The following is a 21,577-nucleotide window of genomic DNA, read 5'->3' as shown; positions in this document are numbered from 1 at the left end:
ACGGCACGGCGGCAGACCATCGAGCAGCACGAGGCGCAGCCGGGCCGACTGCCAGTCGGTCCAGCTGTGGGCGAACTCGACGCGGCCCGTGAGCCGCGGGATCCGCGTGCGGTTGCCCTCGATACCGGTGCGCGTGTTCAGGAGATGTCGCCGAGCCACATGATCGCGAGCGTCACGAGGCCGACAAGCTGGAGCACGAGCGGCGCGAGCGGCACCTCGGCCAGCAGGCGCCGGGACTTGACGACGGCAGGGATGAACCAGGTGAAGTCGAAGCGCGCGAGCGCGCTGGATCGAGATCGGCGTCGACGTCCGCGAGGTGGGGCGGCGGCGTCATGACCAGTGGCCGGTGCCCGCACCGGCTTCACGCTCGGCGCACATGGGCGCAGGGTAGGGGGCGACAGTTTCATGCATGTCAGCTGGATGACGGAGTAGACCGGGCCCGGAGTCTCAGGCGCGCTCCTCCTTGCCCGGCTTCCACCTGGACGCTTCGATCCACGGACAAGTCGAAATGAATGTGAAATGTTCCAGCAATCCAAACTCGGGAAAAATTCCCGAGGCCTGTGCGGGCAGTGCCTGTGCCGGGGTCAGGCTTGGGCCTGGACACCACGCCTGGGATGGGCGGAGACGGAAAGAGAGCAGCGCTTCACGGTGCTCGCTCAGGAAGACGTTTCCGCGCGCCGCCAGCGGGCCGGTCCAGTCGTCGGTGGCGACGATGTCGATGCCGGCATTCCAATCCGGATGAACGCCGGACAAAGCCTGTTGAAGCTTCGCAACTAGCCGAGCAGGGCGAGCCAAAGCGGGATCGCCGCCATCGACACCACGGTACTCAGCGAGATGAGCCCGGCGACCAGCGGGCCGTCGCCGCCCATGCGCTGGGCCAGCACATAGGCCGACGAGGCGGTCGGCAGGCAGCCGAACAGGATCACGATGCGGGCTTCGGCCGGCGGCAGCGCGAAGGCATGCGCGAGCGCCCAGGCCACCAGCGGCAGCAGCCCCAGCTTGACGAAGGTGAACCAGCCGACCAGCAGCCGGGCGCTGTCCAGATGGCGCAGTTGCAGCCCGGCGCCGACGGCGATCAGCCCGAGCGCGATCGACGCCTGACCGAGCCGGCTGAGCAGGGCCGCGACCGGCTCGGCCAGCGTGCCGCCGGCAAGGTTGAACAGCAGGCCGGCCAGCGTCGCCACCAGCAGCGGATTGCGCGCCAGCTCGGCCAGCAGGCTGCGCTCGCTGTTGCGCGCCAGCGCGAACACCGCCATCGCATTGGCCAGCGGCACCGCCACGCCGATCAGGATCGCCATGTTGGCGGTGCCGGTCTCGCCGCCGAGCCGGCTGGCAAGCGCCAGCGCCACATAGCTGTTGAAGCGGAACGCGCACTGGATGCCGGACGAAAAGCGCCGCGCATCGGGCCTGAACGCCAGCACCGCGCAACCCAGTGCCGCGCCCGCCAGCGTGATGCCGACGGCGCTCTGCACCAGCGCCAGCGCGGTGCCGGCATGAAAGCTGGTGCGCGCGATGGAATGCAGCAGCAGCGCCGGAAACAGGATGAAGTAGACCAGCCGCTCGATGCCGCTCCAGAACTGCGGCGCGAAGCCGCCGCGCCGCGCCAGCAGCACGCCGAGCGCAATCAGCGCGAAATCGGGCAGCAGCAGCAGCGCGGTCTGCATCGCGCAGGTCAGGCTTGCGCGTCGAGACCGAAGGTCTGGCGGTAGGACAGGTAGATGGCGCAGTGCAGCGTCGAGAACACCACGACCGACAGCGGCATCACCAGAAAGGCTTGCAGCGAGGCCGGCGCGCCGAACAGCGCGAGCGGCGCCACCAGCAGCACCTGGGCCAGCAGCATCACCGCGAAGGCGCCGGCAAAGAAGTTGAAGAACGCGCCGATGTTGCGCCAGCCCGCGACCATGCTGAAGAACAGCGCCTTGAGCGGCGGCACCTCATGCCAAGCCACCAGCGCCGGCGCGAACCAGAAGCTGAGCGTGACCGCCAGATAGCCGACGATGGCCGCCAGCATCGAAGCGGTGAGCCGGGGCGATTCAAGCTCGCCCGGCACCGGCTCGCGGCCCTCGATGAACAGCTGGTAGAGCGTGCCGTCGTCGAGCGCGGCGGACAGCACGAATACCGCGCAGATCGCCAGGAAATACAGCCCGCCGAGCTGGAGCAGCGGCTTGGCGGCGCGGCCGTCGTTGGCGCGAAAGCCGACCACCAGTTCGCGCACATTCACGCCGCGCCCTTCGCTGGCGGCCTTGGCGGCGCTGAGAAAGCCGACCGAGAGCCCGGGCATCAGCGCGATTTCGACCAGTGGCCCGGCGAGCGGAATGAGCACCACCAGAAACAGCGTGAACAGATAGAACAGGAACAGCGTCATCAGCGCGATGGGCTGGCGCCGGAACAGCGCAAAGCCGTCGCGGATCCAGTGCCATCCGGCGGCGGCCGGCAATCGATAGGCCTGCATGTAGGTGCTGGTTGCGAGCGCGTCAGGCGGGCAGGGCGCAGGCCGGGGAGGCGCGCCGCAGTCGCAGGATGCGTTCGAAGTGGGTCGGATCGTGCGGCGTGAGTGTTTCGGCTTCGCGCGGGCGGTAGTAGTCGTACAGGCGGCTGACCCAGAACCGCAGCGCGCCGGCGCGCAGGGCCATCGGCCAGGCGGCGCGTTCGGCGGCGGTGAAGGGGCGCTCGGCGGCATAGGCGGCGAGCAGTGCCTCGGCGCGCGCCGGATCGATCGCACCGGTGTCGAGGTCGATGGCCCAGTCGTTGACCGCGACGGCAAGGTCGAACACGAAGGTATCGACGCCGGCGAAGTAGAAGTCGAACACGCCGCCCAGATGCGGCGCGGCGCGCGTGCCGTCGAACAGCACGTTGTTGCGGAAGATGTCGGCATGCACCGGGCCGCGCGGCAGGGCGGCGTGCTCGGCGCCCGACTGGTGCGCGGTCTGCGCGGCGATCTCGTCCTGGAGCAGCGCGGCGACGTCGACCGGCAGCCAGCTGAGCACCTGCGGCAGCATTTCCCGCTGCCAGTCGAGGCCGCGCAGATTGGGCTGCATCAGCTCGGGCCGGGCGGCGGCAAAGGCGGCGCCGCCTTCATGCATGAGGGCAATGGTGCGGCCGAGCTGGCGGCAATGCTCGGGCAACGGATCGAGCTCGAACTCGCCGACCAGCCGCGTGGCCAGGCAGCAGGGCTTGCCCTTGAGGCTTTGCAGGATCGCGCCGCTGCGGTCGGCCATCGGGCGCGGCACGGCCACGCCGCGCGCGGCGAGCGCCGCCATGAATTCGAGATAGAACGGCAGCTGGGCCGCGTCCAGGTTCTCGAAGATGGTCAGCACGAAGCGTCCGCCGTTGTCGGCCGACGTGGTGGTGACGAAGAAGTTGCTGTTCTCGATGCCCGATCCGATGCCTTCGATCGACACGAGCGCGCCGAGGTCGTACTGGCGCAGCCAGACGTCTGCCTCGGCCGGACTTACCGGCGTGAATACGGCCATGGGTTCTTGCTCACCACTCGAGAATCAGCCAGCTCGGGACCGTGAGGTTGGGCGAGGGGCCGTCGAAACGCTGGAGTTGTCCGCCGCCGCTGCGGTCGATGAGCCAGTAGGGCTTGCCGCCGATGGGCGTGACCTTGACTGCATAGAGCCGGCCGTTCACGCGGTATTCCTTGAACTCGGCGCGGTTGTCGCGGCGGATGGTGATGTCGGCCGGCGTGCCACCTTCGAGCGTGGGCGCGCCGTCGGGCACCGGTTCGAGCTTGAGGTCGGGCGCTTGCTCGGCGGCTTGCGTAGCGACTGCGGCCAGACCGATCGCGAGGCCCGCGAGCAGGCCGGCAATGCGGCTGCGCCGGGCCGGGATGTGCCGCGACGCGGGCGGCAGCGAGGGGGTTTTCATCGGCCGGATTCTAGCAGCGGCCCCCAGGGCGACCCGACATAATGCCGGCCTTCCCGCCACGAGCTGTCTCCAACGATGAACAAGCGTCTTCTTCTGGTCGATGGGTCCAGCTACCTGTATCGCGCCTTCCATGCGCTGCCCGACCTGCGCAGTCCGCAGGGCGAGCCGACCGGCGCGCTGCACGGCATCCTGGCCATGCTGCGCCGGCTGCGCAGCGACTTCAGCGCCGACTACATCGCCTGCGTGTTCGATGCGCGCGGCAAGACCTTCCGCGACGACCTGTACCCGGAATACAAGGCCAACCGCGCCTCCATGCCCGAGGATCTGGCACGCCAGATCGAGCCGATCCACGCGGCGGTGCGCGCCGAGGGCTGGCCGATCCTGATGGTGGAAGGCGTCGAGGCCGACGACGTGATCGGCACGCTGTGCCGCGAAGCCTCGGCCAAGGGCATCGACGTGGTGGTGTCGACCGGCGACAAGGATCTGGCGCAACTGGTCGATCAGCACGTCACGCTGGTCAACACCATGAGCAAGGACGGCAAGCCCGAACTGCTCGACCGCGAAGGCGTGATCGCGCGGTTCGGCGTGCCGCCGGAGCGCATCGTCGATTACCTGGCGCTGATCGGCGACACGGTCGACAACGTGCCCGGCGTGGACAAGGTTGGCCCGAAGACGGCGGTGAAATGGCTGGCCGAGCACGGCTCGCTCGACGCCATCGTCGCGGCGGCCGACAGCTTCAAGGGCGTGACCGGCGAGAACCTGCGCCGCGCCGTGCCGAACTTTCCGCTCACGCGCGAGCTGCTCACGGTCAAGTGCGACTGCGATCTGTCGGCGCAGGGCGCGACGGTGGAAAGCCTGCTGCCCGCGGAGCCGAATCTGGACGCGATCCGCGAGCTGTACGAGCGCTACGGCTTTCGTACCTGGCTGCGCGAGCTGGGCAGCGCGCGCGCCGGCGCCGGCACGACCGCGCCGGGCCCGGCCGCCGCAGCCGACTTGCCCACCGAGGCCGCCGCCGGCGACCTGTTCGCCGCCGCCATCGAGCGCCACTACGACTGCGTGACCACGCCCGACGCGCTCGACGCCTGGCTGGCGCGCATCGAGGCGGCCGAGCTGACCAGCTTCGATACCGAAACCACCTCGCTCGATCCGATGCGCGCCGAGATCGTCGGCCTGTCGCTCAGCGTCGAGCCGGGCGCGGCCTGCTACATCCCGCTCGCGCATCGCTATGCCGATGCGCCCGACCAGCTCGGCCGCGAAGCCGTGCTGGCCCGCCTCAAGCCCTGGATCGAGAATCCGGCCCGGCGCAAGGTCGGCCAGAACCTCAAGTACGACCGCCATGTGCTGCTCAATCACGGCATCGCGCTGGCCGGCGTCGCGCACGACACGCTGCTGCAAAGCTATGTGCTCGAATCGCACCGCAGCCACGACATGGATTCGCTCGCGCTGCGCCATCTCAACGAGACCACCATCACTTTCGAGCAGGTGGCCGGCAAGGGCGCGGCGCAGATCTGCTTCGATCAGGTCGCGGTCGACCGCGCGACCGAATACGCCGCCGAGGACGCCGACATCACGCTGCGGCTGCATCGCAATCTCTGGCCCCAGGTCGAGCGCGAAGCCGGGCTCAGCTATGTGTACGAGCAAATCGAGCTGCCGGTTTCGGAAGTGCTTGCGCGTATCGAGCGCTGCGGCGTGCTGATCGACGCCGATCTGCTCGCCGCCCAAAGCCATGCGCTCGGCCAGCGCATTCTCGAACTCGAACAGGAAGCGCACACCGCCGCCGGCCAGCCATTCAACATCGGCTCGCCCAAGCAGATCGGCGAATTGCTGTTCGGCAAGCTCGGTTTGCCGGTGGTCAAGAAGACGCCGAGTGGCGCGCCGTCCACCGACGAGGAAGTGCTGCAAAAGCTCGCCGAGGACTATCCGCTGCCCAAGATCATTCTCGAACATCGCGGGCTTTCGAAGCTGAAGAGCACCTATACCGACAAGTTGCCGCGCATGGTCAATCCGGCCACCGGTCGCGTGCACACCAACTATGCGCAGGCGGTGGCGGTGACCGGGCGGCTGGCCTCCAACGAGCCCAACCTCCAGAACATCCCGATCCGCACGCCCGAAGGCAGGCGCATCCGCGAGGCTTTCATCGCCGCGCCCGGGCATGTGATTGTCAGCGCCGATTATTCGCAAATTGAATTGCGAATCATGGCCCATATCGCCGATGACGCGAATCTCAAGCGCGCCTTTACCGAGGGAATCGATGTCCATCGCGCCACGGCCGGAGAAATATTTGGAATTGCACCGGAATCGGTCAGCAATGAACAGCGGCGCTATGCCAAGGTCATCAATTTCGGCTTGATTTACGGAATGAGCGCATTCGGGTTGGCGGGAAATCTAGGCATAAGCCGAGACGCGGCAAAGCTCTATATCGATCGTTATTTCACCCGTTATCCGGGCGTCGCCGATTACATGGAACGCACGCGCGTATTGGCCAAGCAGAATGGCTATGTCGAAACAGTATTCGGCCGGCGCCTCTGGCTGCCCGAGATCAATTCGCCGAACGGCCCGCGTCGGCAGGGGGCGGAACGCGCCGCGATCAACGCGCCGATGCAGGGCACGGCTGCGGACCTCATCAAGCTGGCGATGATCGCCACGCAAAAGGCCATCGATGCCGAAGCTTGGCGCACGCGCATGGTCATGCAGGTGCATGACGAACTGGTGTTCGAGGTTCCCGAGGCGGAGCTTGAGCATGTCCGCATCCGGATTCCCCAGCTGATGGCCGAGGTTGCGCAACTCAGTGTTCCGCTCATCGCAGAAGTGGGAATCGGACCCAATTGGGAGGCGGCGCACTGACATATTCGGCGCCTGGAAATGAAAAAAGCCACCCGAAGGTGGCTTTTTCGAATTCCCCGGCAAGCCGGGGAACATGCCTTCATTAGAAGGTGTGACGGACGCCAGCGAACACGGTGCGCGGGTCTTGGCCACGGTAGTTGACCAGGCTGCCGGTCGTGCCGCCGAGGTTGTACGCCGATTGCGCGTCGTTCCAGAGCTTTTGAACGCCGGTGTATACGAGGGTGCGCTTCGACAGGCTGTAGTCGTAACGCAGGCCAGCCGACTTGGCATCGCCGTCGTCGTTCAGCACGCCTTGCGTGTTGCGGTTGTTCAGGAAGCCGTAGTCGACGTTCAGGACACCGCCGCCCAGGGGAGCAGCAACGCCGAGATCGACGTAGTAGCCGCTGAGAGCCTTGGCCGTGTAGGCGGTCGAGGTCGGGGTCGTCGTCGTGTTGACGTAGGTGGCGAATTGCGACGACTTGTTGGCTTGGTACAGCACGAAGGGCTTGACCACGCCGAAGTCGTACGAGGCGCCGACAGCGAACGTACGCAGCTTGTCGACCGTCACGTTGGTCGTGGGATTCGCCTTCGTTTCCTGGTACAGGGCGCTGGCAGCGATCGGGCCGTTCTTGTACTCACCGCCGATGGCGAGCGTGTTGCCGGCCGTGGTCTTGACGTTGGTGGTGGAGTTTTCACCGAAGCCAACGAAGGCCGTCAGGGTCAGACCGTAGAAACTCGGGCTGACGTACTTGGCCGAATTGTTCACGCGGGCTTGCGCGGCGGAAGCGACGGTCGCCGTGGTGGTGTAGGGCGTGCCGTTGTTGAACGCGAACACGTTCGACGCGCCGCCGATGCTTTGGCCGTTACCAGCACCACCGTAGTTGACGACGATGTCGTACAGCGGGGTTTGATGACGACCGATGGTGGCTTGACCGAAGCCGCCCTTCAGGCCGACGAAAGCCTGACGGCCCCAGACAGCGCCTTGACCGTTCGTGCCGTCGTCCAGGTTGATGCCGCCTTCGATCGTGAAGATGGCCGACGTGCCGCCGCCCAGATCTTCGTTGCCGCGGAAGCCGATACGCGAACCGCTGATGCCACCGCTCGAAATGCGATTGATGGACTTGGGGCCGTTATCGAGATTCTCGTAATACGCGTCCGCAATACCGTAAAGAGTAACGGTGCTTTGGGCATAAGCAGCACCGCCAAACGTGCCGAGGACGGCCAGCGCCAGAAGCGACTTCTTCATAAGGTTTTCTCCACGATGTTTGTAGAAAGCCTGAATACTCTTCCGTGAGGGCGCCACTCTTGAAATTGACATTTCGGCCGCGCCCAGAGTTCAGTAACTTCCTGGACCTGCTGGGAAGCTGCTGGCGATTCTTTCAGAGAACGTTGTAGCGAGCACGGTCGACACCCCTTTTCCTTGTATCGGAGTGTTGGGCTGTCGGATTCGCGCAACAGCAATGTTTTCGGTTGCGCCGAGTCACTTCGAGCCACGCCGACGCTCTATAGATAACCACATCTACTCCACCTACCTGTCCGCAAATGAGCTCATTCGTCGCCACTGCGTCCGCCCGGCAACTCTCCACGCGTGATCGCGTCATTGTCGAGTTCGACACCGCGTTGCGCTCGGTTTTCGGCGTGCCGGCGACATCGCGTGAGCTGGAGTTTCCTGTGCAGTCGGATGACTTGCCGGCATCGGAGCGGGAGCTGGCAGGCAGCCTCATGCGCGTCAACCATGTGGGCGAGGTCTGCGCCCAGGCGCTTTACCAGTCGCAGGCGCTGACCGCGCGTGACGAGCGGGTTCGCGAGCAGTTCCGTCAGGCGGCTGCCGAGGAGCGGGACCATCTCGCCTGGACCGCTCGGCGCATCGAGGAGCTGGGTGCGCATCGGTCGCGCCTGAATCCGCTCTGGTACCTCGGTGCGTTCGCGATCGGTGCGGTGGCCGGCCGGATCGGCGATGCGGCCAGTCTTGGCTTCATGGCGGAAACCGAGCGACAGGTTGAGGCGCATCTGGCCGGGCATCTCGACCGGCTGCCGGCGACCGACGTGCGCAGTCGCGCCATCGTCGAGCAGATGAAGGCGGACGAGGTGGCGCATGCGGATGCCGCTGTGGCGGCTGGTGGCTGGGGCTTGCCGGCGCCGGTCAAGGGCTGCATGCGTCTTGCCGCCAGGGTGATGACCTCGGTCGCAGCCAAGGTGTGATCGGCGGCAGGCGAGTGTTCTGGCGGCGCCGTCTGAAGCTATTGCGCCTCGACGATCTCGTAGGAATGCGTGATGGCAGCCGACTTGGCCAGCATGATCGAGGCCGAGCAGTATTTGTCGTGCGACAGGTTGATCGCGCGCTCCACCTGCTTTTGCTGCAGTCCGCGTCCCACCACCTTGAAATGGAAGTGGATGCGCTCGAAAACCTTCGGATCTTCGGCCGCACGTTCTGCTTCAAGGCTGACTTCGCAATCCCGTACGTCAGCGCGCGCCTTCTTGAGGATGTGGACCACGTCGTAGGCGGTGCAGCCACCCGTGCCCATCAGAAGCAGTTCCATCGGGCGAGGAGCCAGATTGCGACCGCCGCCCTCAGGGGCGCCATCCATCATGGTCGTGTGCCCACTGCCGGACTCGCCAAGAAAGGCCATGCCGGCAGACGATAACCAACGAACGGTACATTTCATGATGTAGAAAGTTACGGGTTGATGGGTGGGTGGGGCGGCAATTTCTTGCGTTGCACAATAGGGTTAGCTATAGTTTGCCTCATGCCAGCTATGTGCTTCCAACGTGATGAGTTTGGAAGTCGCATGGTTGATCACCGCGTCTCCTCCACCCTCCTCTTTGGTGGATTCTGCCCGGGTGCCTCAGGTGCCTGGGCTTTTTTTTGTCTTGGCTATCTGTGTTTGGCTGTCGTGCGATTTGACAGTTCGATGCTCAACGCATTAAAGTAGCCGACTTTCCGTTTACTGATCCGACCGAACGCCGCTTGCCTTCAGCATGGCAACTCGGCCGTCCAAGCGGTTCTCGCCTGCACTTCCGGGTCGGATTTCTGGGGTGCGCTGAACCCCCCGGGCTTTCCCGGTCTGCACTTTGCGATGCAACATGAAAACTTTTTCCGCCAAGCCGGCTGAAGTCAATCACGAGTGGTTCGTGGTCGACGCTACCGACGTAGTTCTGGGTCGGCTCGCCGCCGAAATCGCTCGCCGCCTGCGTGGCAAGCACAAGCCCGAATACACGCCTCACGTTGATACCGGTGACTTCATTGTCGTCGTCAACGCCGGCAAGATTCGCGTGACCGGCACCAAGGCACTCGACAAGAAGTACTACCGTCACTCGGGCTATCCCGGCGGTATCTACGAAACGAACTTCGAAAAGATGCAGGCTCGCTTCCCGGGGCGTGCGCTTGAGAAGGCTGTCAAGGGCATGCTGCCGAAGGGTCCGCTCGGCTACGCGATGATCAAGAAGCTCAAGGTCTACGCCGAAGCCACGCATCCGCATGCCGCGCAACAACCCAAGTCGCTCCAAGTCTGAGGTCAGCCATGATCGGTAACTACAACTACGGTACCGGCCGTCGCAAGACTGCGGTTGCTCGTGTCTTCATCAAGCCGGGTACGGGGCTCATCGTCGTCAACGGCAAGCCGGCCGACGAGTACTTCTCGCGCGAAACCGGTCGCATGATCATTCGCCAGCCGCTCGTGCTGACCGACAACGCCGCCCGTTTCGACATCAAGGTCAACGTGCAAGGCGGCGGTGAATCGGGCCAAGCCGGTGCGGTTCGCCACGGCATCACCCGTGCGCTGATCGACTACGACGCGACGCTTAAGCCGACGCTGTCGACCGCCGGTCTCGTGACCCGCGATGCGCGTGAAGTCGAACGTAAGAAGGTCGGTCTGCATGGCGCACGTCGCCGCAAGCAGTTCTCGAAGCGCTGATCGGGTTGCGGCTGGCAAGCCAGTCGTCCGAACAAAAGCCGCCCCAGGGCGGCTTTTTGCATTGGTGGTACTGATTTGATGACTGAAACGAGGCAAGCCATGATCAAGGTCGGCATTGTTGGCGGTACCGGATATACGGGCGTGGAGTTGCTGCGGCTGCTGGCCCAGCATCCAGGCGTTGAATTGAAGGCGATCACTTCGCGCAAGGAAGCCGGCATGCCGGTGGCGGACATGTTTCCGTCGCTGCGCGGGCGGGTCGATCTGGCCTTCACCGCGCCCGATCTGGCGCAACTCGCGGCCTGCGACGTGGTGTTCTTCGCGACGCCGCACGGCGTGGCGATGGAGCAGGGCCCGGCGCTCATCGAGGCCGGCGTGCGCGTGATCGATCTGGCGGCCGACTTCCGCCTGCGCGACCCGGCGGTGTTCGAGCGCTGGTACGGCATGCCGCATTCGGCGCTCGGGCTGCTCGACGAGGCGGTGTACGGCCTGCCCGAAGTCAATCGCGAGCGCATCCGCAAGGCGCGGCTGATCGGCCTGCCGGGCTGTTATCCCACCAGCGTGCAACTGGGCCTGCTGCCGCTGCTGCGCAATGGCGCGCAACTGGTCGATGGCACGAATCTGATTGCCGATTGCAAGTCGGGCGTGTCGGGCGCGGGGCGCAAGGCCGAGGTCGGCGCGCTGCTGGCCGAGGCGTCGGACAACTTCAAGGCCTATGGTGTGAAGGGCCACCGCCATCTGCCCGAGATCGAGCAGGGGTTGCGCGCGATCGCCGGCCATGACGACATCAGGCTCACCTTCGTGCCGCATCTGGTGCCGATGATTCGCGGCATCCATTCCACGCTCTACGCGCGCATCCTCCCCGAGGCGCGCGACACCGACTTCCAGGCGCTGTACGAGGCCGCCTTTGCCGGCGAACCCTTCGTCGATGTGATGCCGGCCGGCAGCCATCCCGAGACGCGTTCGGTGCGTTCGGCCAACACGGTGCGCATCGCCATTCATCGCCCCGGTGGTGACGACCAGCTTGTGATTCTGGTGGTTGAGGACAATCTGGTGAAAGGCGCGTCGGGCCAGGGTGTGCAGTGCATGAACCTGATGTTCGGCCTGCCCGAAACCACCGGCCTCACGCTGTTGCCGATCCTGCCCTGAGCCGGTCTGGCGCGGCCGTCGGTCGCCGCACCGGCGGGTGGGGTGTTGTCAAACCCATTCCGCCGATGCAGTCAAGCTGACGTTTGCACCCGTCACTGCATACACTCATCCGACTAGGGCGCTAGCCGAGCGCGCCGTAACCAGGAGCTCCGAATGAACGCTGTCACCGAAAACCTTGCCCCCGAAGTCCCCACCGGCCCGCTGCTGTTCACCGACGCCGCCGCCAACAAGGTGCGCGAATTGATCGAGGAAGAGGCCAATCCCAACCTCAAGCTGCGCGTGTTCGTCCAGGGCGGCGGTTGCTCGGGCTTCCAGTACGGCTTCACCTTCGACGAGGACGTGAACGAGGACGACACGATGATGGAACGCGGCGGTGTGCGGCTGCTGATCGACTCGATGAGCTTCCAGTACCTGGTCGGCGCCGAGATCGACTACAAGGAACAGCTGTCGGGCGCGCAATTCGTCATTACCAATCCCAACGCCACCAGCACCTGCGGCTGCGGCTCGTCGTTCTCGGCGGGCTGATGCGTTGATGCTCGGGCCCGGTGAGCGCCGGGTCGGCGGGCTGCGAGGCGCCCGGACTGCTGGACTTCCAGCGGACCGAGCGCCTCGAATCGTTTCTGGCGCTGTGATTCAGGCCGGATGGCGCGCGCCGAGCACACGCGGGCCGGCGGCGCCGGTGACCGCCGGCAGATTGCCGGGCAGGCCGTGTTCATGGCGCAGCGCCAGCCAGGCAAAGGCCAGCGCCTCGACATGCTCGGGCGCCACACCGTGCTCGGCGCTGGTTTCCACCGCGCAGCCGGGCGCGCGCATGCCGACCTGCGCGGCGAGCGCGAGCATCAGCTCGGCATTGCGGGCGCCGCCGCCGCAGACGATGACGCTCGCGGTCTCGGGCGTGACTTCGTGCGCGATGCTGGCGGCGGTCAGCTCGACCAGCGTGCGCTGCACATCCTCGGGCGCGAGATGGCCGTAGGCGCGCAGGCGCGTGTCGAGCCAGTCGGCATTGAACAGATCGCGCCCGGTGCTCTTGGGCGGCGGGCGGAAGAAGAAATCGTCGTCGAGCAGGTCGGACAGCAGCAGATCGTCGAGCTCGCCGATCGAGGCCCAGGCGCCGTTGCGGTCGAAGGGCTCGCCGAGGTTGCGCTCGACCCACAGGTCGAGCAGCACATTGCCGGGGCCGGTGTCGTGGCCGGCGACCGCACCGTCGGCGCCGAGCCGGCTCACATTGGCGATGCCGCCGATGTTGACCACCAGCCGCTCTTCGCCAGCGGCGCCGAACACCGCCGCGTGGAAGGCCGGCACCAGCGGCGCGCCCTGGCCGCCGGCCGCCACATCGCGGCTGCGCAGATCGGCGATGACGGTGATGCCGCTGCGCTCGGCCAACCTTGCGCCGTCGAGCAGTTGCAGCGTGTAGCCGCAGTCGGGCCGGTGGCGTACGGTCTGGCCGTGGGCGCCGATCAGCGCCACCGGCTCGCCATTTGCCGCCGGCAGCAGCGCGGCCACCACCTCGGCATAGGCATCGGCAATGCCGACCGCCGCAACCGCCGCCCGATGCAATTCATCAGCCGACGGTTGCTGGAGCGCGAGCAGCTCGGCGCGCAGCGCGGGCGCGAACGCCCGATGTGCATGACCGAGCAGTGCCGGCCGGCCATCGGCATCGAAGCGCGCGAGCACGCCATCGATGCCGTCGAGGCTGGTGCCCGACATCAGGCCGATGCAGAGCACGCCGGCTCCGTTCAGCGCGCGCGCGGCGCGACGGCGGCCAGCTGCGCCGGCACCTCGGCCAGCAGCGCCAGCCGCTTCTGGTAGTCCATCACCTGACTCTGGAAGGCGATGCGCTGGCGGCCGTCGAGCGGCGTGGACTGCGGCAGGGCCACGCTGAGCGGATCGTGCTGCTCGCCGTTGATGCGGAACTCGTAGTGCAGATGCGGGCCGGTGGCCCAGCCGGTACTGCCCACATAGCCGATGACATCGCCCTGGCTCACGCGCGAACCGTTGCGCACTGCCGGCGCAAAGCCGCTCAGATGGCCGTAGACCGTGCTGATCGCGCCCTGGTGCTTGAGGATGACCACGTTGCCGTAGCCGTTCTGCCAGCCGGCGGTCTCGACCACCGCATCGCCCACCGCGCGCACCGGCGTGCCGGTAGACGCGCCGTAATCGACACCGCGATGGGCGCGCCAGGTTTGCAGAATCGGATGCAGCCGGCTCATCGAGAAGCCGGAAGTCACGCGCGAAAACTCCAGCGGCGCGCGCAGGAAGGCAGCTCGGCGGCTCTTGCCGTCGAAGCCGTAATAGCTGCCGCGACCCGGCTCGGGCTCGTACCAGGCTGCCTCATGCGTCTTGCCGTCGTTGACGAACTGCGCCGCCAGCACGCGGCCGGCCTGACGGTATTCGCCGTTGGCGTACATCGCCTCGTAGACCACGCGGAAGCGGTCGCCCCGGCGCAGGTCGGAGCGGAAATCGATCTCGCTGTTGAAGATGTCGGCGAGCTGCTTGGTGACCGCGTCGGGCAGGCCGGCGGCGTCGGTGGCGGCGAACAGCGTGCTGGCGATGCTGCCGGCGCGCATCTCGATGCGGCGCTCGAAGCGCACCGCTTCCTGGCGCGCGACGAAGTTGTCGCCCTTGGCCTCGACGATGACCAGCTGCTCGTCGGCTGCCGGCGGCGTCGGCGTGTCGCTGGCGCCGTCGGTCGTGGTGCGGCCGCGGCGGGCGCGCGGCGACTGATTGCGGCTGGCCAGGCTGCCGGCGACCGGAAAGCGCAGCCAGACCAGATTGCCGTTGCTGTCGACCTTGGCGGTGACGGTGCGGCCATTGCGCACCTGCATCACGCGCTTCGCCAGATCGTCGCTGCGCAGAAAGCGCGCGGCGGCGAAGTCTTCGCCGAGGCCGAGCCGGTCGAGCAGGCTGCCGAGCGAATCGCCCGGTCGCACGGCTTCTTCGGCGATGTATTCATGCGCCTGCGACTCGATCACATCGACCTGGGCCGCCAGCGAAGGCAGGGGAAGTTCAAGGGTGAGCACCGCGCCATTGGTCATGGGCTGTGCTGCGTATTGCTCGCCGAGGGAGGCGATGGCGCCCGCAAAACTCGCGAGCATGAGGGCCGATCCGGCAACCAGTCCGTATTTCGCGCGACGCGAGAACCGGGGCCATCGGCAAAGAGAGCCGAAATCCATTCGCTAGAATCCTTTGAAACGTCTGGCGGCTAGTCGAAGCCAACGAGTATAGCAATCGGCCCCATAGCCAAGCCCCTGCGGGCGGCAGGCTTTAGCAAGCGCCGTGCCCTGGTGCCGGGCAGGGCGCGCGACATCACCGAAGACCTCCGATGACCCAAGAAACTACCGGCCTCAGCGATCGCGTCCGCGAGGCGCTGGCCGTCACCAAGCGCGGCTGCGACGAACTCCTCGTGGAAGCCGAATGGATCGAGAAGCTCAAGCGCAGCGAAGCCAGCGGCAAGCCGCTGCGCATCAAGCTCGGGCTCGATCCCACGGCGCCCGACATCCACGTCGGCCATACCGTCGTGCTGAACAAGCTGCGCCAGCTGCAAGACCTCGGCCACACGGTCATCTTTCTGATCGGCGACTTCACCTCTCTTATCGGCGATCCGTCGGGAAGAAACAGCACCCGGCCGCCGCTGACGGCGGAGCAGATCAAGGCCAACGCCGAAACCTATTACCGCCAGGCCAGCCTGGTGCTCGATCCGGAGCGCACCGAGATCCGCTACAACTCGGAGTGGTGCGATGCGCTGGGCGCGCGCGGCATGATCAAGCTGGCCGCCAGCCACACCGTGGCCCGAATGCTGGAGCGCGACGACTTCACCAAGCGCTTCAAGGAAGGCGTGCCGATTTCCATCCACGAGTTTTTGTACCCGCTGATGCAGGGCTACGACTCGGTGGCGTTGCACAGCGATCTGGAACTGGGCGGCACCGACCAGAAGTTCAACCTGCTGGTCGGCCGCGAGTTGCAGAAGCAGGCCGGGCAGGAGCCGCAATGCATCCTCACCATGCCGCTGCTCGAAGGGCTCGACGGCGTGGAGAAGATGAGCAAGAGCAAGAACAACTACATCGGCATCAGCGAGCCGGCGAACGACATGTTCGCCAAGGTGATGAGCATTTCGGATGTGCAGATGTGGCGCTGGTTCGAGCTGCTGAGCTTCAGGCCGCTGGCCGAGATCGCGCAGTTCAAGGCCGAAATCGAGCAGGGCGCCAATCCGCGCAACAGCAAGGTGCTGCTCGGCAAGGAGATCGTCGCGCGCTTTCACGGCGCCAAGGCGGCGGAGGAGGCCGAGGCCGATTTCGTCAATCGCTCGAAGGGCGGCATTCCGGACGACATTCCGGAAGTGGTGCTGACCGGCGCGCCGCTGGGCATCGCGGCGCTGCTGAAGCAGGCCAACCTCGTGCCGAGCACGAGCGAGGGCAATCGCATGATCGAGCAGGGCGGCGTGCGCATCGACGGCACGGTCGTGAGCGACAAGGGCCTCAAGCTCGACGCCGGCAGCTATGTGCTGCAAGTCGGCAAGCGCAAGTTCGCGCGCGTCGCGCTGAGCTGATGCTGGCGCTGCTCCAGCGCGTGAGCGAGGCGGCGGTGGTGGTCGACGGCGAGACCGTCGGCGCCATCGGCCGCGGGTTGCTGGTGTTTGTCTGCGCCGAGCGCGGCGATACCGAAGCCGAGGGCCGGCTCATCCTCGACAAGCTCGCCAAGTGCCGCATCTTTTACGACGACGCCGGCAAGATGAACCGCAGCCTGCTCGACGTGGCCGGCGGCCTGCTCATCGTTTCGCAGTTCACGCTGGCCGCCGACACGCGCTCGGGCACGCGTCCGAGCTTTACCCGCGCGGCGCCGTCCGACGAAGGCCGCAGGCTGTACGACGCCCTCGTCGCCGACACGCGTGCCCGCTACGCTGACCGGCTCGCCGCCATCGAGACCGGCCGCTTCGGCGCCGACATGGCGGTGCGGCTCGTCAACGACGGGCCGGTCACGATCTGGCTGCACCAACCTCCCGTCACCCACGTTCCCACCCCGAGGCCGACATGAAACTCTGGAGCGACAGCTTTACCGACCAGTCGCCGATCCCCGGCGAATTTGCCTTCGCGGTGCCGGCCGCCGGCAGCCATGTGGCGCTGTCGGCCAACCGCAATCCGCATCTCGCGTGGAGCGATCTGCCGGCCGGCACGCAATCGCTGGCGCTCATCTGCCACGACAGCGACGTGCCCACCAAACCCGACGACGTGAACCAGGAAGGCCGCAGCGTGCCGGCCGACCTGCCGCGCGCCGACTTCACGCACTGGGTGCTGATCGACCTGCCGGCCGCCAGCGCGCCGATCGCGGCCGGCGAGTTCAGCCATGCCGTCACGCCGCGCGGCAAGGGTGGCCCGGCCATCGCGCGCGCCGACGGCACGCTGCTGCGCCACGGCATCAACGACTACACCGGCTGGTTCCACGGCGACCCCGACATGTCGGGCGACTACTTCGGCTACGACGGCCCCTGCCCGCCGTGGAACGACTCCATCGTTCACCACTACCACTTCACGCTGTATGCGCTGTCGGTGGCGCAGGTCGACATCCCCGCGACGATTGCCGGCCGCTTCACGCGCGCCGACGTGCTTGCCGCCATCGACGGCAAGGTGCTCGACAGCGCCAGCATCGGCGGCACCTACAGCCTGAATCCGGCGGTGCCGGCGTGACCGGCAGCGCAGACGGCGCGGCGCGGGCTGGCGGCACGAGCGCCGCCGGCAGCGCCAACGCCGCGCCCAGCGACATCCCGTTCGCGCGCTCGACCGGCCCGCGCGTCGAGCGCGGCCCCGGCGTCACCGAGATCGTGCTGGTGCGCCACGGCGAAACCAGCTGGAACCGCGCCCACCGCATCCAGGGCCATGCCGACATCGAGCTGAACGAACTCGGCCGGCGCCAGGCCGAAGCCACCGGCCGCGCACTCGCCGGCGAGTGCTTCGACGCGATCTACTCCAGCGACCTCAAGCGCGCCCACGCCACCGCGCTGGCCATCGCCGCCGGCCGCGCCACGCCGGTCACGCTGATGCCGGCCTTCCGCGAGCGCAATTTCGGCTCGATGGAAGGCGAGTACATCGCCGAGATTCCGCAGCGCCATCCCGAGCTGTTCGCGCGCTGGAACTCGTCCGATCTGCTGATGCTGCAACCCGACGACGGCGAGACGCGCCGGGCGTTCTACGAGCGCATCCGCGGCGCGCTGGAGACGGTGGCGCGCGCCCACGCCGGCGGCAAGGTGGTGGTGGCGCTGCACGGCGGCGTGCTCGATTGCGCCTACCGCCTCGGCGCCAACACCGGCCTCGATACGCCGCGCCAGTGGCGCGCGATGAACGCCAGCATCAACCGCCTGCTGCATGACGAGGCCGGCGGTTTCCGCATCGGCAGCTGGGGCGAGATCGAGCATCTGAGCGAGACGCTCGACGAGTGAGCGCCACGTTGGCGCGCTGAATGCAAAAGGGCGACCGCGAGGCCGCCCTTTTCGTTTTGCCGCAATGCTCGCCCGGTGGACGGCGCCCGCGCCGAGCCGCCCGGACAGGCGTCACGCCGCCGGATCAGCCGAGCAACTGCGCCAGCAGCGGCGCGACCGCCACATTCAGCAGCCCGGCCAGCACCATCGTCAGCCCGGCGATCGAGCCTTCCTCATCGCCGACCGACATCGCGCGGGTCACGCCGGCGCCGTGCGCGCCCATGCCGAACAGCGCACCGCGCGCCACCGCCGAGCGCAGCGGCAGCCAGCGCAGCAGCAGCCCGCCGGTGGCCGCGCCGAACACGCCGGTCATGATCACGAACACCGCAGTCAGGTCGGGCACGCCGCCCACATCGCCCGAAATCACGATGGCAAACGGCGTGCTGATGGAACGCGGCAGCAGGCTCAGCCGCAGCGCCGGCGACAGATGCAGCCAGGTCGCGAGCAGCCAGGCGCTGGTCATCGCCATGCCGCTGCCAGCGCACACGCCCACCGCCAGCACCTTCCAGTGGCGCGCAATCAGCGCGCGCCGCTCGTAGATGGGCAGCGCAAACGCCACCGTGGCCGGGCCCAGCATCAGCAGCAGAAAGTGCGAGCCGCGCATGTAGTCGTCATAGCGCGCGCCGGCCATGAGCGCGAGGCCCAGCAGCAGCACCGGCGCCAGCAGCAGCGGCATGGCCCACCACTGGCGCACGCGCCGGTAAGCCAGCTTGGCCAGCCAGTACACGCCGATGGTGGCGGCCGGCCACAGCAGCAGATTGGCGCCGGTGGCGAGGCTGAAGGCGGCGTCCATGCTCAGCGCGCCGCCTGCCGGCGCGTCCACAGATAGCAGGCCTCGACCGACAGCGCGGTCGTGCCCATCACCAGCAGCGTGCCCACGGCCACGACCGCCAGCAGCTTCAGCCCGGTCACGCTCAAAAACTCGGGGTGATCGAGCAGCGCCATCGCCGCCGGCACGAAGAACAGCAGCATCTCGCCCAGCAGCCAGCGCGCGCCCTGCCGAAAGCTCTCGACCCGCACGAGCCGCGTGAGCAGCAGTACCAGCATCGCGCCCAGGCCCAGCACGCTGCCCGGCACCGGCAGGCCGAGCCAGTGGCGCAGGCTTTCCGCCAGCCACCAGACCGACATCAGCAGGCCGATCTGCAACAGCCGGCTGTGACGGAGGAGGGCGCGGGCGCGCAGCGGAAGGCGTTGGATGGTCATGGGGTAAACCCTTAATCGAGCGAACTGGTCGCCTTTATACGGATTGCCCAATCATCGCTGAACTGAATGTTCTGAATCCGCGCCATTCAGGCTGCGAATGACAAGCCGCGCCAGCGCCGCGCTTGCCGCCGCGCGACAGGCACTTGCCCGCGCGCGCCGTCGCTCAGCCCTTGTGCACCGCCAGCGGCCCGAAGGCCTGGCACACCGGCATCAGCTGGATGCTGTTGACATTGATGTGCGCCGGCCGCGTCGCCACCCAGAACACGGTGTCGGCGATGTCCTCGGCGGTGAGCGGCTGGGTGTTCTCGTAGACCTTGGCGGCCTTGGCGTCGTCGCCCTTGAAGCGCACGTTGCTGAACTCGGTGCCGCCGCACAGGCCCGGCTGCACATCGGTCACGCGCACCGGCGTGCCGAGCAGGTCGGCGCGCAAATTCAGCGACAGCTGATGGACGAAGGCCTTGGTCGCGCCATACACGTTGCCGCCCGGATAGGGGAACTCGCCCGCCACCGAGCCGAGGTTGACCACATGGCCGCGCCCGCGCTCGACCATGCCGGGCAGCAGCGCGCGCGTCATGTAGACCAGGCCCTTGATGTTGGTGTCGATCATCCGCTCCCAGTCGTCGAGGTCGGCGCGCTGCGCCGGCTCCAGCCCGAGCGCGAGGCCGGCGTTGTTGACCAGCAGATCGATGGCGGCGAAGTCGGCCGGTAGCGCGGCGACGGCGGCGAACACCGCGTCGCGGTCGCGCACGTCGAGCACGACCGGGTGCGCGGCGGCGCCGAGTTCGGCGACGAGGGCATCAAGCCGCTCGGCGCGGCGGCCGGCGATGACGACGCGGTGGCCTTCGGCCACGAAACGGCGGGCGATTGCCGCGCCGAATCCGGCGGTGGCGCCGGTGATGAGGGCGGTGAGGGGCATGGAGAGTCCTTAAGAACGCAAGAGCATTGCAATGAAATCACGCCAAATTGTATTTGCTCTAATACACTTTTCGATGGCGCCTGCGTGATAGGAACAGTTCTGGGTTTTCTGCAAACGCACGTTCCATTGCATTTGCGCGTGACCATAGGAACACAGTGGGTACCATCCATATGAATAAGCCGCCGAGCAAGTGCTGCAATAAATCTGTTGGGAATTCTGATTGTGAATGCCAGTTATAATTCATTGAATCATAAAGTGCATTAACCCAGGAAAAAATGGCTATTTCGACAACTACAATAAAGACGGAGTTGGAGTGCTCTCGTAGGTGAGTATATGTGTCGCGAATATCTCGTGCGTGTGCCTGCCTCCTTGAGTTAAAGAGCTGTTGATAAAAAATATTGATTTGATCTTGTTCGAATAGTACGCGGAACAATACGGCGTATTGGGCAATGCCAATCCATGCAACGGGAAGTGATAGAATCCACCAATTGAACGTTTGGCGGGTAATGTGAATAATTTCAAAATTTGCCATGTACCGAATGAATCCAATTAGCCCTATAAGCCAGCAGAGCCATTGAGCAGCGAACCAGGAGCGTGGGTTGCGAGTTATAAAGTTTTCTCTAGCATTGATGCCGGTGTGCTGGGAAAGCTTCGCCCTGTCCGAGGGGGACGCGGGAGAAAATAGAATGCAAAGAATAAATATGGCAACGCACCAAGATAACCATTCACTTGCCTCGAAATCCCATTCGATATTCAGAAAGACTGATATTGCTGCAATAGGTGTCCAAGCAAGCCAGAAATTTCTTGAATGCTGATCGACCCTTCCTTTTCTGTAGCGTCCGGCATGTAAGACGGTAATTGGGCTACTGGCGATATAACAAAATCCAACGCTCAATGCGCTTCCAAGGATAACAAGCGCAGACCAATCTGGCTTAAGGTTGGATGCTGTGGGTGCAATGATGCTGTGTGCGGCCTCAAGTAGGCCGAACTTAAATGATAGGGCGATAATGCAAGCGCAGGCACATACAAATCCTATGAAATAACGAACGAGATATGATTCCCACCAGCGGGTATTGGCTGGTTCGGCACTTTGATCTTTCTTTTCGGGTTTGGCGGAGCTGTTGGGTGTTTGTTGGGTTCGGTCGCTCATAACGTGTGGGCTTTGTGTTTCATGGTTTTAAAAGCATAAAGTATATGCATGAAAATATTTGCATGCCACCTCTTTGATTGATGACG

Annotated in this window: 24 protein-coding genes; 11 read left to right on the top strand and 13 right to left on the bottom strand. The window is 65.8% G+C overall.

The window, feature by feature from the left end; all coding sequences use genetic code 11:
- Positions 1-137 precede the first annotated feature (137 nt).
- The gene (locus B9P64_RS23485; RefSeq protein WP_139826111.1) at positions 138-407 is read right to left on the bottom strand and encodes a hypothetical protein; all 270 of its coding nucleotides are present in this window, start codon (positions 405-407) and stop codon (positions 138-140) included.
- A gap of 112 nt (positions 408-519) precedes the next feature.
- Here B9P64_RS23485 and B9P64_RS23480 point away from each other — a divergent pair, with 112 nt between their 5' ends.
- A complete protein-coding gene (locus B9P64_RS23480) occupies positions 520-777 on the top strand; it encodes a hypothetical protein (protein ID WP_139826110.1) in 258 nt (85 codons plus the stop codon).
- Here B9P64_RS23480 and B9P64_RS02910 read toward each other — a convergent pair.
- Genes B9P64_RS02910 through B9P64_RS02895 form a run of 4 tightly spaced genes read right to left on the bottom strand, consistent with a single transcriptional unit; the run spans position 774 to position 3,870 of the window.
- A complete protein-coding gene (locus tag B9P64_RS02910; protein ID WP_085314772.1) occupies positions 774-1,664 on the bottom strand; it encodes an AEC family transporter in 891 nt (296 codons plus the stop codon). The two genes, B9P64_RS23480 and B9P64_RS02910, sit on opposite strands and share 4 nt — an antisense overlap.
- A gap of 8 nt (positions 1,665-1,672) precedes the next feature.
- Positions 1,673-2,452, bottom strand: coding sequence for a BPSS1780 family membrane protein (locus B9P64_RS02905; protein ID WP_085314771.1), 780 nt, complete (start codon positions 2,450-2,452; stop codon positions 1,673-1,675).
- Between the two features lie 22 nt (positions 2,453-2,474).
- Positions 2,475-3,473, bottom strand: coding sequence for a homoserine kinase (locus B9P64_RS02900; protein ID WP_085314770.1), 999 nt, complete (start codon positions 3,471-3,473; stop codon positions 2,475-2,477).
- 10 nt (positions 3,474-3,483) lie between these two features.
- Positions 3,484-3,870, bottom strand: coding sequence for a DUF2782 domain-containing protein (locus B9P64_RS02895; protein WP_176256702.1), 387 nt, complete (start codon positions 3,868-3,870; stop codon positions 3,484-3,486).
- Between the two features lie 75 nt (positions 3,871-3,945).
- Here B9P64_RS02895 and polA point away from each other — a divergent pair, with 75 nt between their 5' ends.
- Positions 3,946-6,714, top strand: coding sequence for a DNA polymerase I (polA, locus tag B9P64_RS02890; RefSeq protein WP_085314769.1), 2,769 nt, complete (start codon positions 3,946-3,948; stop codon positions 6,712-6,714).
- A gap of 82 nt (positions 6,715-6,796) precedes the next feature.
- Here the strand turns inward: polA and B9P64_RS02885 are convergent, their stop codons facing one another.
- Positions 6,797-7,939: a porin gene (locus B9P64_RS02885; protein ID WP_176256701.1), complete on the bottom strand. Its 1,143-nt coding sequence runs from the start codon at positions 7,937-7,939 to the stop codon at positions 6,797-6,799.
- Positions 7,940-8,235: 296 nt separating this feature from the next.
- Between B9P64_RS02885 and coq7 the strand changes: the two genes are divergently transcribed.
- Positions 8,236-8,895, top strand: a complete 660-nt coding sequence (gene coq7, locus B9P64_RS02880) for a 2-polyprenyl-3-methyl-6-methoxy-1,4-benzoquinone monooxygenase (protein ID WP_085314767.1) — start codon at positions 8,236-8,238, stop codon at positions 8,893-8,895.
- 38 nt (positions 8,896-8,933) lie between these two features.
- On the opposite strand, the gene B9P64_RS02875 is transcribed toward coq7, so the two are convergent.
- The gene (locus B9P64_RS02875; RefSeq protein ID WP_085314766.1) at positions 8,934-9,359 is read right to left on the bottom strand and encodes an OsmC family protein; all 426 of its coding nucleotides are present in this window, start codon (positions 9,357-9,359) and stop codon (positions 8,934-8,936) included.
- A 418-nt stretch (positions 9,360-9,777) separates the two neighbouring features.
- On the opposite strand from B9P64_RS02875, the gene rplM reads away from it, so the two are divergent.
- From rplM to erpA, 4 genes are all read left to right on the top strand, one after another.
- A complete protein-coding gene (gene rplM / locus B9P64_RS02870; RefSeq protein WP_085314765.1) occupies positions 9,778-10,206 on the top strand; it encodes a 50S ribosomal protein L13 in 429 nt (142 codons plus the stop codon).
- Between the two features lie 8 nt (positions 10,207-10,214).
- Positions 10,215-10,607, top strand: a complete 393-nt coding sequence (gene rpsI, locus B9P64_RS02865; RefSeq protein WP_085314764.1) for a 30S ribosomal protein S9 — start codon at positions 10,215-10,217, stop codon at positions 10,605-10,607.
- A 99-nt stretch (positions 10,608-10,706) separates the two neighbouring features.
- On the top strand, positions 10,707-11,753 hold the full coding sequence (gene argC, locus B9P64_RS02860; RefSeq protein WP_085314763.1) for an N-acetyl-gamma-glutamyl-phosphate reductase: 1,047 nt from the start codon (positions 10,707-10,709) through the stop codon (positions 11,751-11,753).
- Positions 11,754-11,906: 153 nt separating this feature from the next.
- On the top strand, positions 11,907-12,278 hold the full coding sequence (gene erpA / locus B9P64_RS02855; protein ID WP_085314762.1) for an iron-sulfur cluster insertion protein ErpA: 372 nt from the start codon (positions 11,907-11,909) through the stop codon (positions 12,276-12,278).
- 108 nt (positions 12,279-12,386) lie between these two features.
- Here erpA and B9P64_RS02850 read toward each other — a convergent pair whose 3' ends face one another.
- Together B9P64_RS02850 and B9P64_RS02845 are read right to left on the bottom strand one after the other, a co-directional pair.
- On the bottom strand, positions 12,387-13,478 hold the full coding sequence (locus B9P64_RS02850) for an anhydro-N-acetylmuramic acid kinase (RefSeq protein ID WP_268877127.1): 1,092 nt from the start codon (positions 13,476-13,478) through the stop codon (positions 12,387-12,389).
- 11 nt (positions 13,479-13,489) lie between these two features.
- Entirely contained in the window at positions 13,490-14,848 is a 1,359-nt protein-coding gene (locus tag B9P64_RS02845; protein ID WP_176256700.1) for a M23 family metallopeptidase, read from the bottom strand.
- 227 nt (positions 14,849-15,075) lie between these two features.
- Here B9P64_RS02845 and tyrS point away from each other — a divergent pair, with 227 nt between their 5' ends.
- The 4 genes from tyrS to B9P64_RS02825 are packed head-to-tail and all read left to right on the top strand — an operon-like array spanning position 15,076 to position 18,183.
- Positions 15,076-16,299 (top strand): tyrosine--tRNA ligase, encoded by a 1,224-nt coding sequence (gene tyrS, locus B9P64_RS02840; protein ID WP_085314760.1) that lies wholly within the window; start codon positions 15,076-15,078, stop codon positions 16,297-16,299.
- Positions 16,299-16,784 carry a D-aminoacyl-tRNA deacylase gene (dtd, locus tag B9P64_RS02835; protein ID WP_085314759.1) on the top strand — a complete coding sequence of 162 codons (486 nt, stop codon included), beginning with the start codon at positions 16,299-16,301 and terminating at the stop codon, positions 16,782-16,784. Before tyrS ends, dtd begins: the two co-directional genes overlap by 1 nt.
- Positions 16,781-17,434, top strand: a complete 654-nt coding sequence (locus tag B9P64_RS02830) for a YbhB/YbcL family Raf kinase inhibitor-like protein (RefSeq protein ID WP_085314758.1) — start codon at positions 16,781-16,783, stop codon at positions 17,432-17,434. Before dtd ends, B9P64_RS02830 begins: the two co-directional genes overlap by 4 nt.
- Positions 17,431-18,183: a histidine phosphatase family protein gene (locus B9P64_RS02825; RefSeq protein WP_085314757.1), complete on the top strand. Its 753-nt coding sequence runs from the start codon at positions 17,431-17,433 to the stop codon at positions 18,181-18,183. Before B9P64_RS02830 ends, B9P64_RS02825 begins: the two co-directional genes overlap by 4 nt.
- Before the next feature lie 124 nt (positions 18,184-18,307).
- Here the strand turns inward: B9P64_RS02825 and B9P64_RS02820 are convergent, their stop codons facing one another.
- The 4 genes from B9P64_RS02820 to B9P64_RS23475 form a co-directional block, all read right to left on the bottom strand.
- Positions 18,308-19,015, bottom strand: a complete 708-nt coding sequence (locus tag B9P64_RS02820; RefSeq protein ID WP_085315084.1) for an LrgB family protein — start codon at positions 19,013-19,015, stop codon at positions 18,308-18,310.
- A 2-nt stretch (positions 19,016-19,017) separates the two neighbouring features.
- Entirely contained in the window at positions 19,018-19,425 is a 408-nt protein-coding gene (locus B9P64_RS02815) for a CidA/LrgA family protein (RefSeq protein WP_085314756.1), read from the bottom strand.
- Positions 19,426-19,588: 163 nt separating this feature from the next.
- The gene (locus B9P64_RS02810) at positions 19,589-20,341 is read right to left on the bottom strand and encodes an SDR family NAD(P)-dependent oxidoreductase (protein WP_085314755.1); all 753 of its coding nucleotides are present in this window, start codon (positions 20,339-20,341) and stop codon (positions 19,589-19,591) included.
- Between the two features lie 58 nt (positions 20,342-20,399).
- Positions 20,400-21,491, bottom strand: a complete 1,092-nt coding sequence (locus tag B9P64_RS23475; RefSeq protein ID WP_139826109.1) for a hypothetical protein — start codon at positions 21,489-21,491, stop codon at positions 20,400-20,402.
- Positions 21,492-21,577: the final 86 nt, after the last annotated feature.

The organism is Derxia lacustris (assembly GCF_002105195.1).
Classification (GTDB): domain Bacteria; phylum Pseudomonadota; class Gammaproteobacteria; order Burkholderiales; family Burkholderiaceae_E; genus Derxia; species Derxia lacustris.
Note: the sequence above shows the minus strand (reverse complement) of the source record. Positions and strands in the feature narration are given on the sequence as shown.

What these genes read in the sequence shown, in the direction of transcription:
- B9P64_RS23485 (WP_139826111.1), bottom strand. Translation starts at nt 407, where the DNA reads ATGAAACTGTCGCCCCCTACCCTGCGCCCATGTGCGCCGAGCGTGAAG.
- B9P64_RS23480 (WP_139826110.1), top strand. Translation starts at nt 520, where the DNA reads ATGTTCCAGCAATCCAAACTCGGGAAAAATTCCCGAGGCCTGTGCGGG.
- B9P64_RS02910 (WP_085314772.1), bottom strand. Translation starts at nt 1,664, where the DNA reads ATGCAGACCGCGCTGCTGCTGCTGCCCGATTTCGCGCTGATTGCGCTC.
- B9P64_RS02905 (WP_085314771.1), bottom strand. Translation starts at nt 2,452, where the DNA reads ATGCAGGCCTATCGATTGCCGGCCGCCGCCGGATGGCACTGGATCCGC.
- B9P64_RS02900 (WP_085314770.1), bottom strand. Translation starts at nt 3,473, where the DNA reads ATGGCCGTATTCACGCCGGTAAGTCCGGCCGAGGCAGACGTCTGGCTG.
- B9P64_RS02895 (WP_176256702.1), bottom strand. Translation starts at nt 3,870, where the DNA reads ATGAAAACCCCCTCGCTGCCGCCCGCGTCGCGGCACATCCCGGCCCGG.
- polA (WP_085314769.1), top strand. Translation starts at nt 3,946, where the DNA reads ATGAACAAGCGTCTTCTTCTGGTCGATGGGTCCAGCTACCTGTATCGC.
- B9P64_RS02885 (WP_176256701.1), bottom strand. Translation starts at nt 7,939, where the DNA reads ATGAAGAAGTCGCTTCTGGCGCTGGCCGTCCTCGGCACGTTTGGCGGT.
- coq7 (WP_085314767.1), top strand. Translation starts at nt 8,236, where the DNA reads ATGAGCTCATTCGTCGCCACTGCGTCCGCCCGGCAACTCTCCACGCGT.
- B9P64_RS02875 (WP_085314766.1), bottom strand. Translation starts at nt 9,359, where the DNA reads ATGAAATGTACCGTTCGTTGGTTATCGTCTGCCGGCATGGCCTTTCTT.
- rplM (WP_085314765.1), top strand. Translation starts at nt 9,778, where the DNA reads ATGAAAACTTTTTCCGCCAAGCCGGCTGAAGTCAATCACGAGTGGTTC.
- rpsI (WP_085314764.1), top strand. Translation starts at nt 10,215, where the DNA reads ATGATCGGTAACTACAACTACGGTACCGGCCGTCGCAAGACTGCGGTT.
- argC (WP_085314763.1), top strand. Translation starts at nt 10,707, where the DNA reads ATGATCAAGGTCGGCATTGTTGGCGGTACCGGATATACGGGCGTGGAG.
- erpA (WP_085314762.1), top strand. Translation starts at nt 11,907, where the DNA reads ATGAACGCTGTCACCGAAAACCTTGCCCCCGAAGTCCCCACCGGCCCG.
- B9P64_RS02845 (WP_176256700.1), bottom strand. Translation starts at nt 14,848, where the DNA reads ATGCTCGCGAGTTTTGCGGGCGCCATCGCCTCCCTCGGCGAGCAATAC.
- tyrS (WP_085314760.1), top strand. Translation starts at nt 15,076, where the DNA reads ATGACCCAAGAAACTACCGGCCTCAGCGATCGCGTCCGCGAGGCGCTG.
- dtd (WP_085314759.1), top strand. Translation starts at nt 16,299, where the DNA reads ATGCTGGCGCTGCTCCAGCGCGTGAGCGAGGCGGCGGTGGTGGTCGAC.
- B9P64_RS02830 (WP_085314758.1), top strand. Translation starts at nt 16,781, where the DNA reads ATGAAACTCTGGAGCGACAGCTTTACCGACCAGTCGCCGATCCCCGGC.
- B9P64_RS02820 (WP_085315084.1), bottom strand. Translation starts at nt 19,015, where the DNA reads ATGGACGCCGCCTTCAGCCTCGCCACCGGCGCCAATCTGCTGCTGTGG.
- B9P64_RS02815 (WP_085314756.1), bottom strand. Translation starts at nt 19,425, where the DNA reads ATGACCATCCAACGCCTTCCGCTGCGCGCCCGCGCCCTCCTCCGTCAC.
- B9P64_RS02810 (WP_085314755.1), bottom strand. Translation starts at nt 20,341, where the DNA reads ATGCCCCTCACCGCCCTCATCACCGGCGCCACCGCCGGATTCGGCGCG.
- B9P64_RS23475 (WP_139826109.1), bottom strand. Translation starts at nt 21,491, where the DNA reads ATGAGCGACCGAACCCAACAAACACCCAACAGCTCCGCCAAACCCGAA.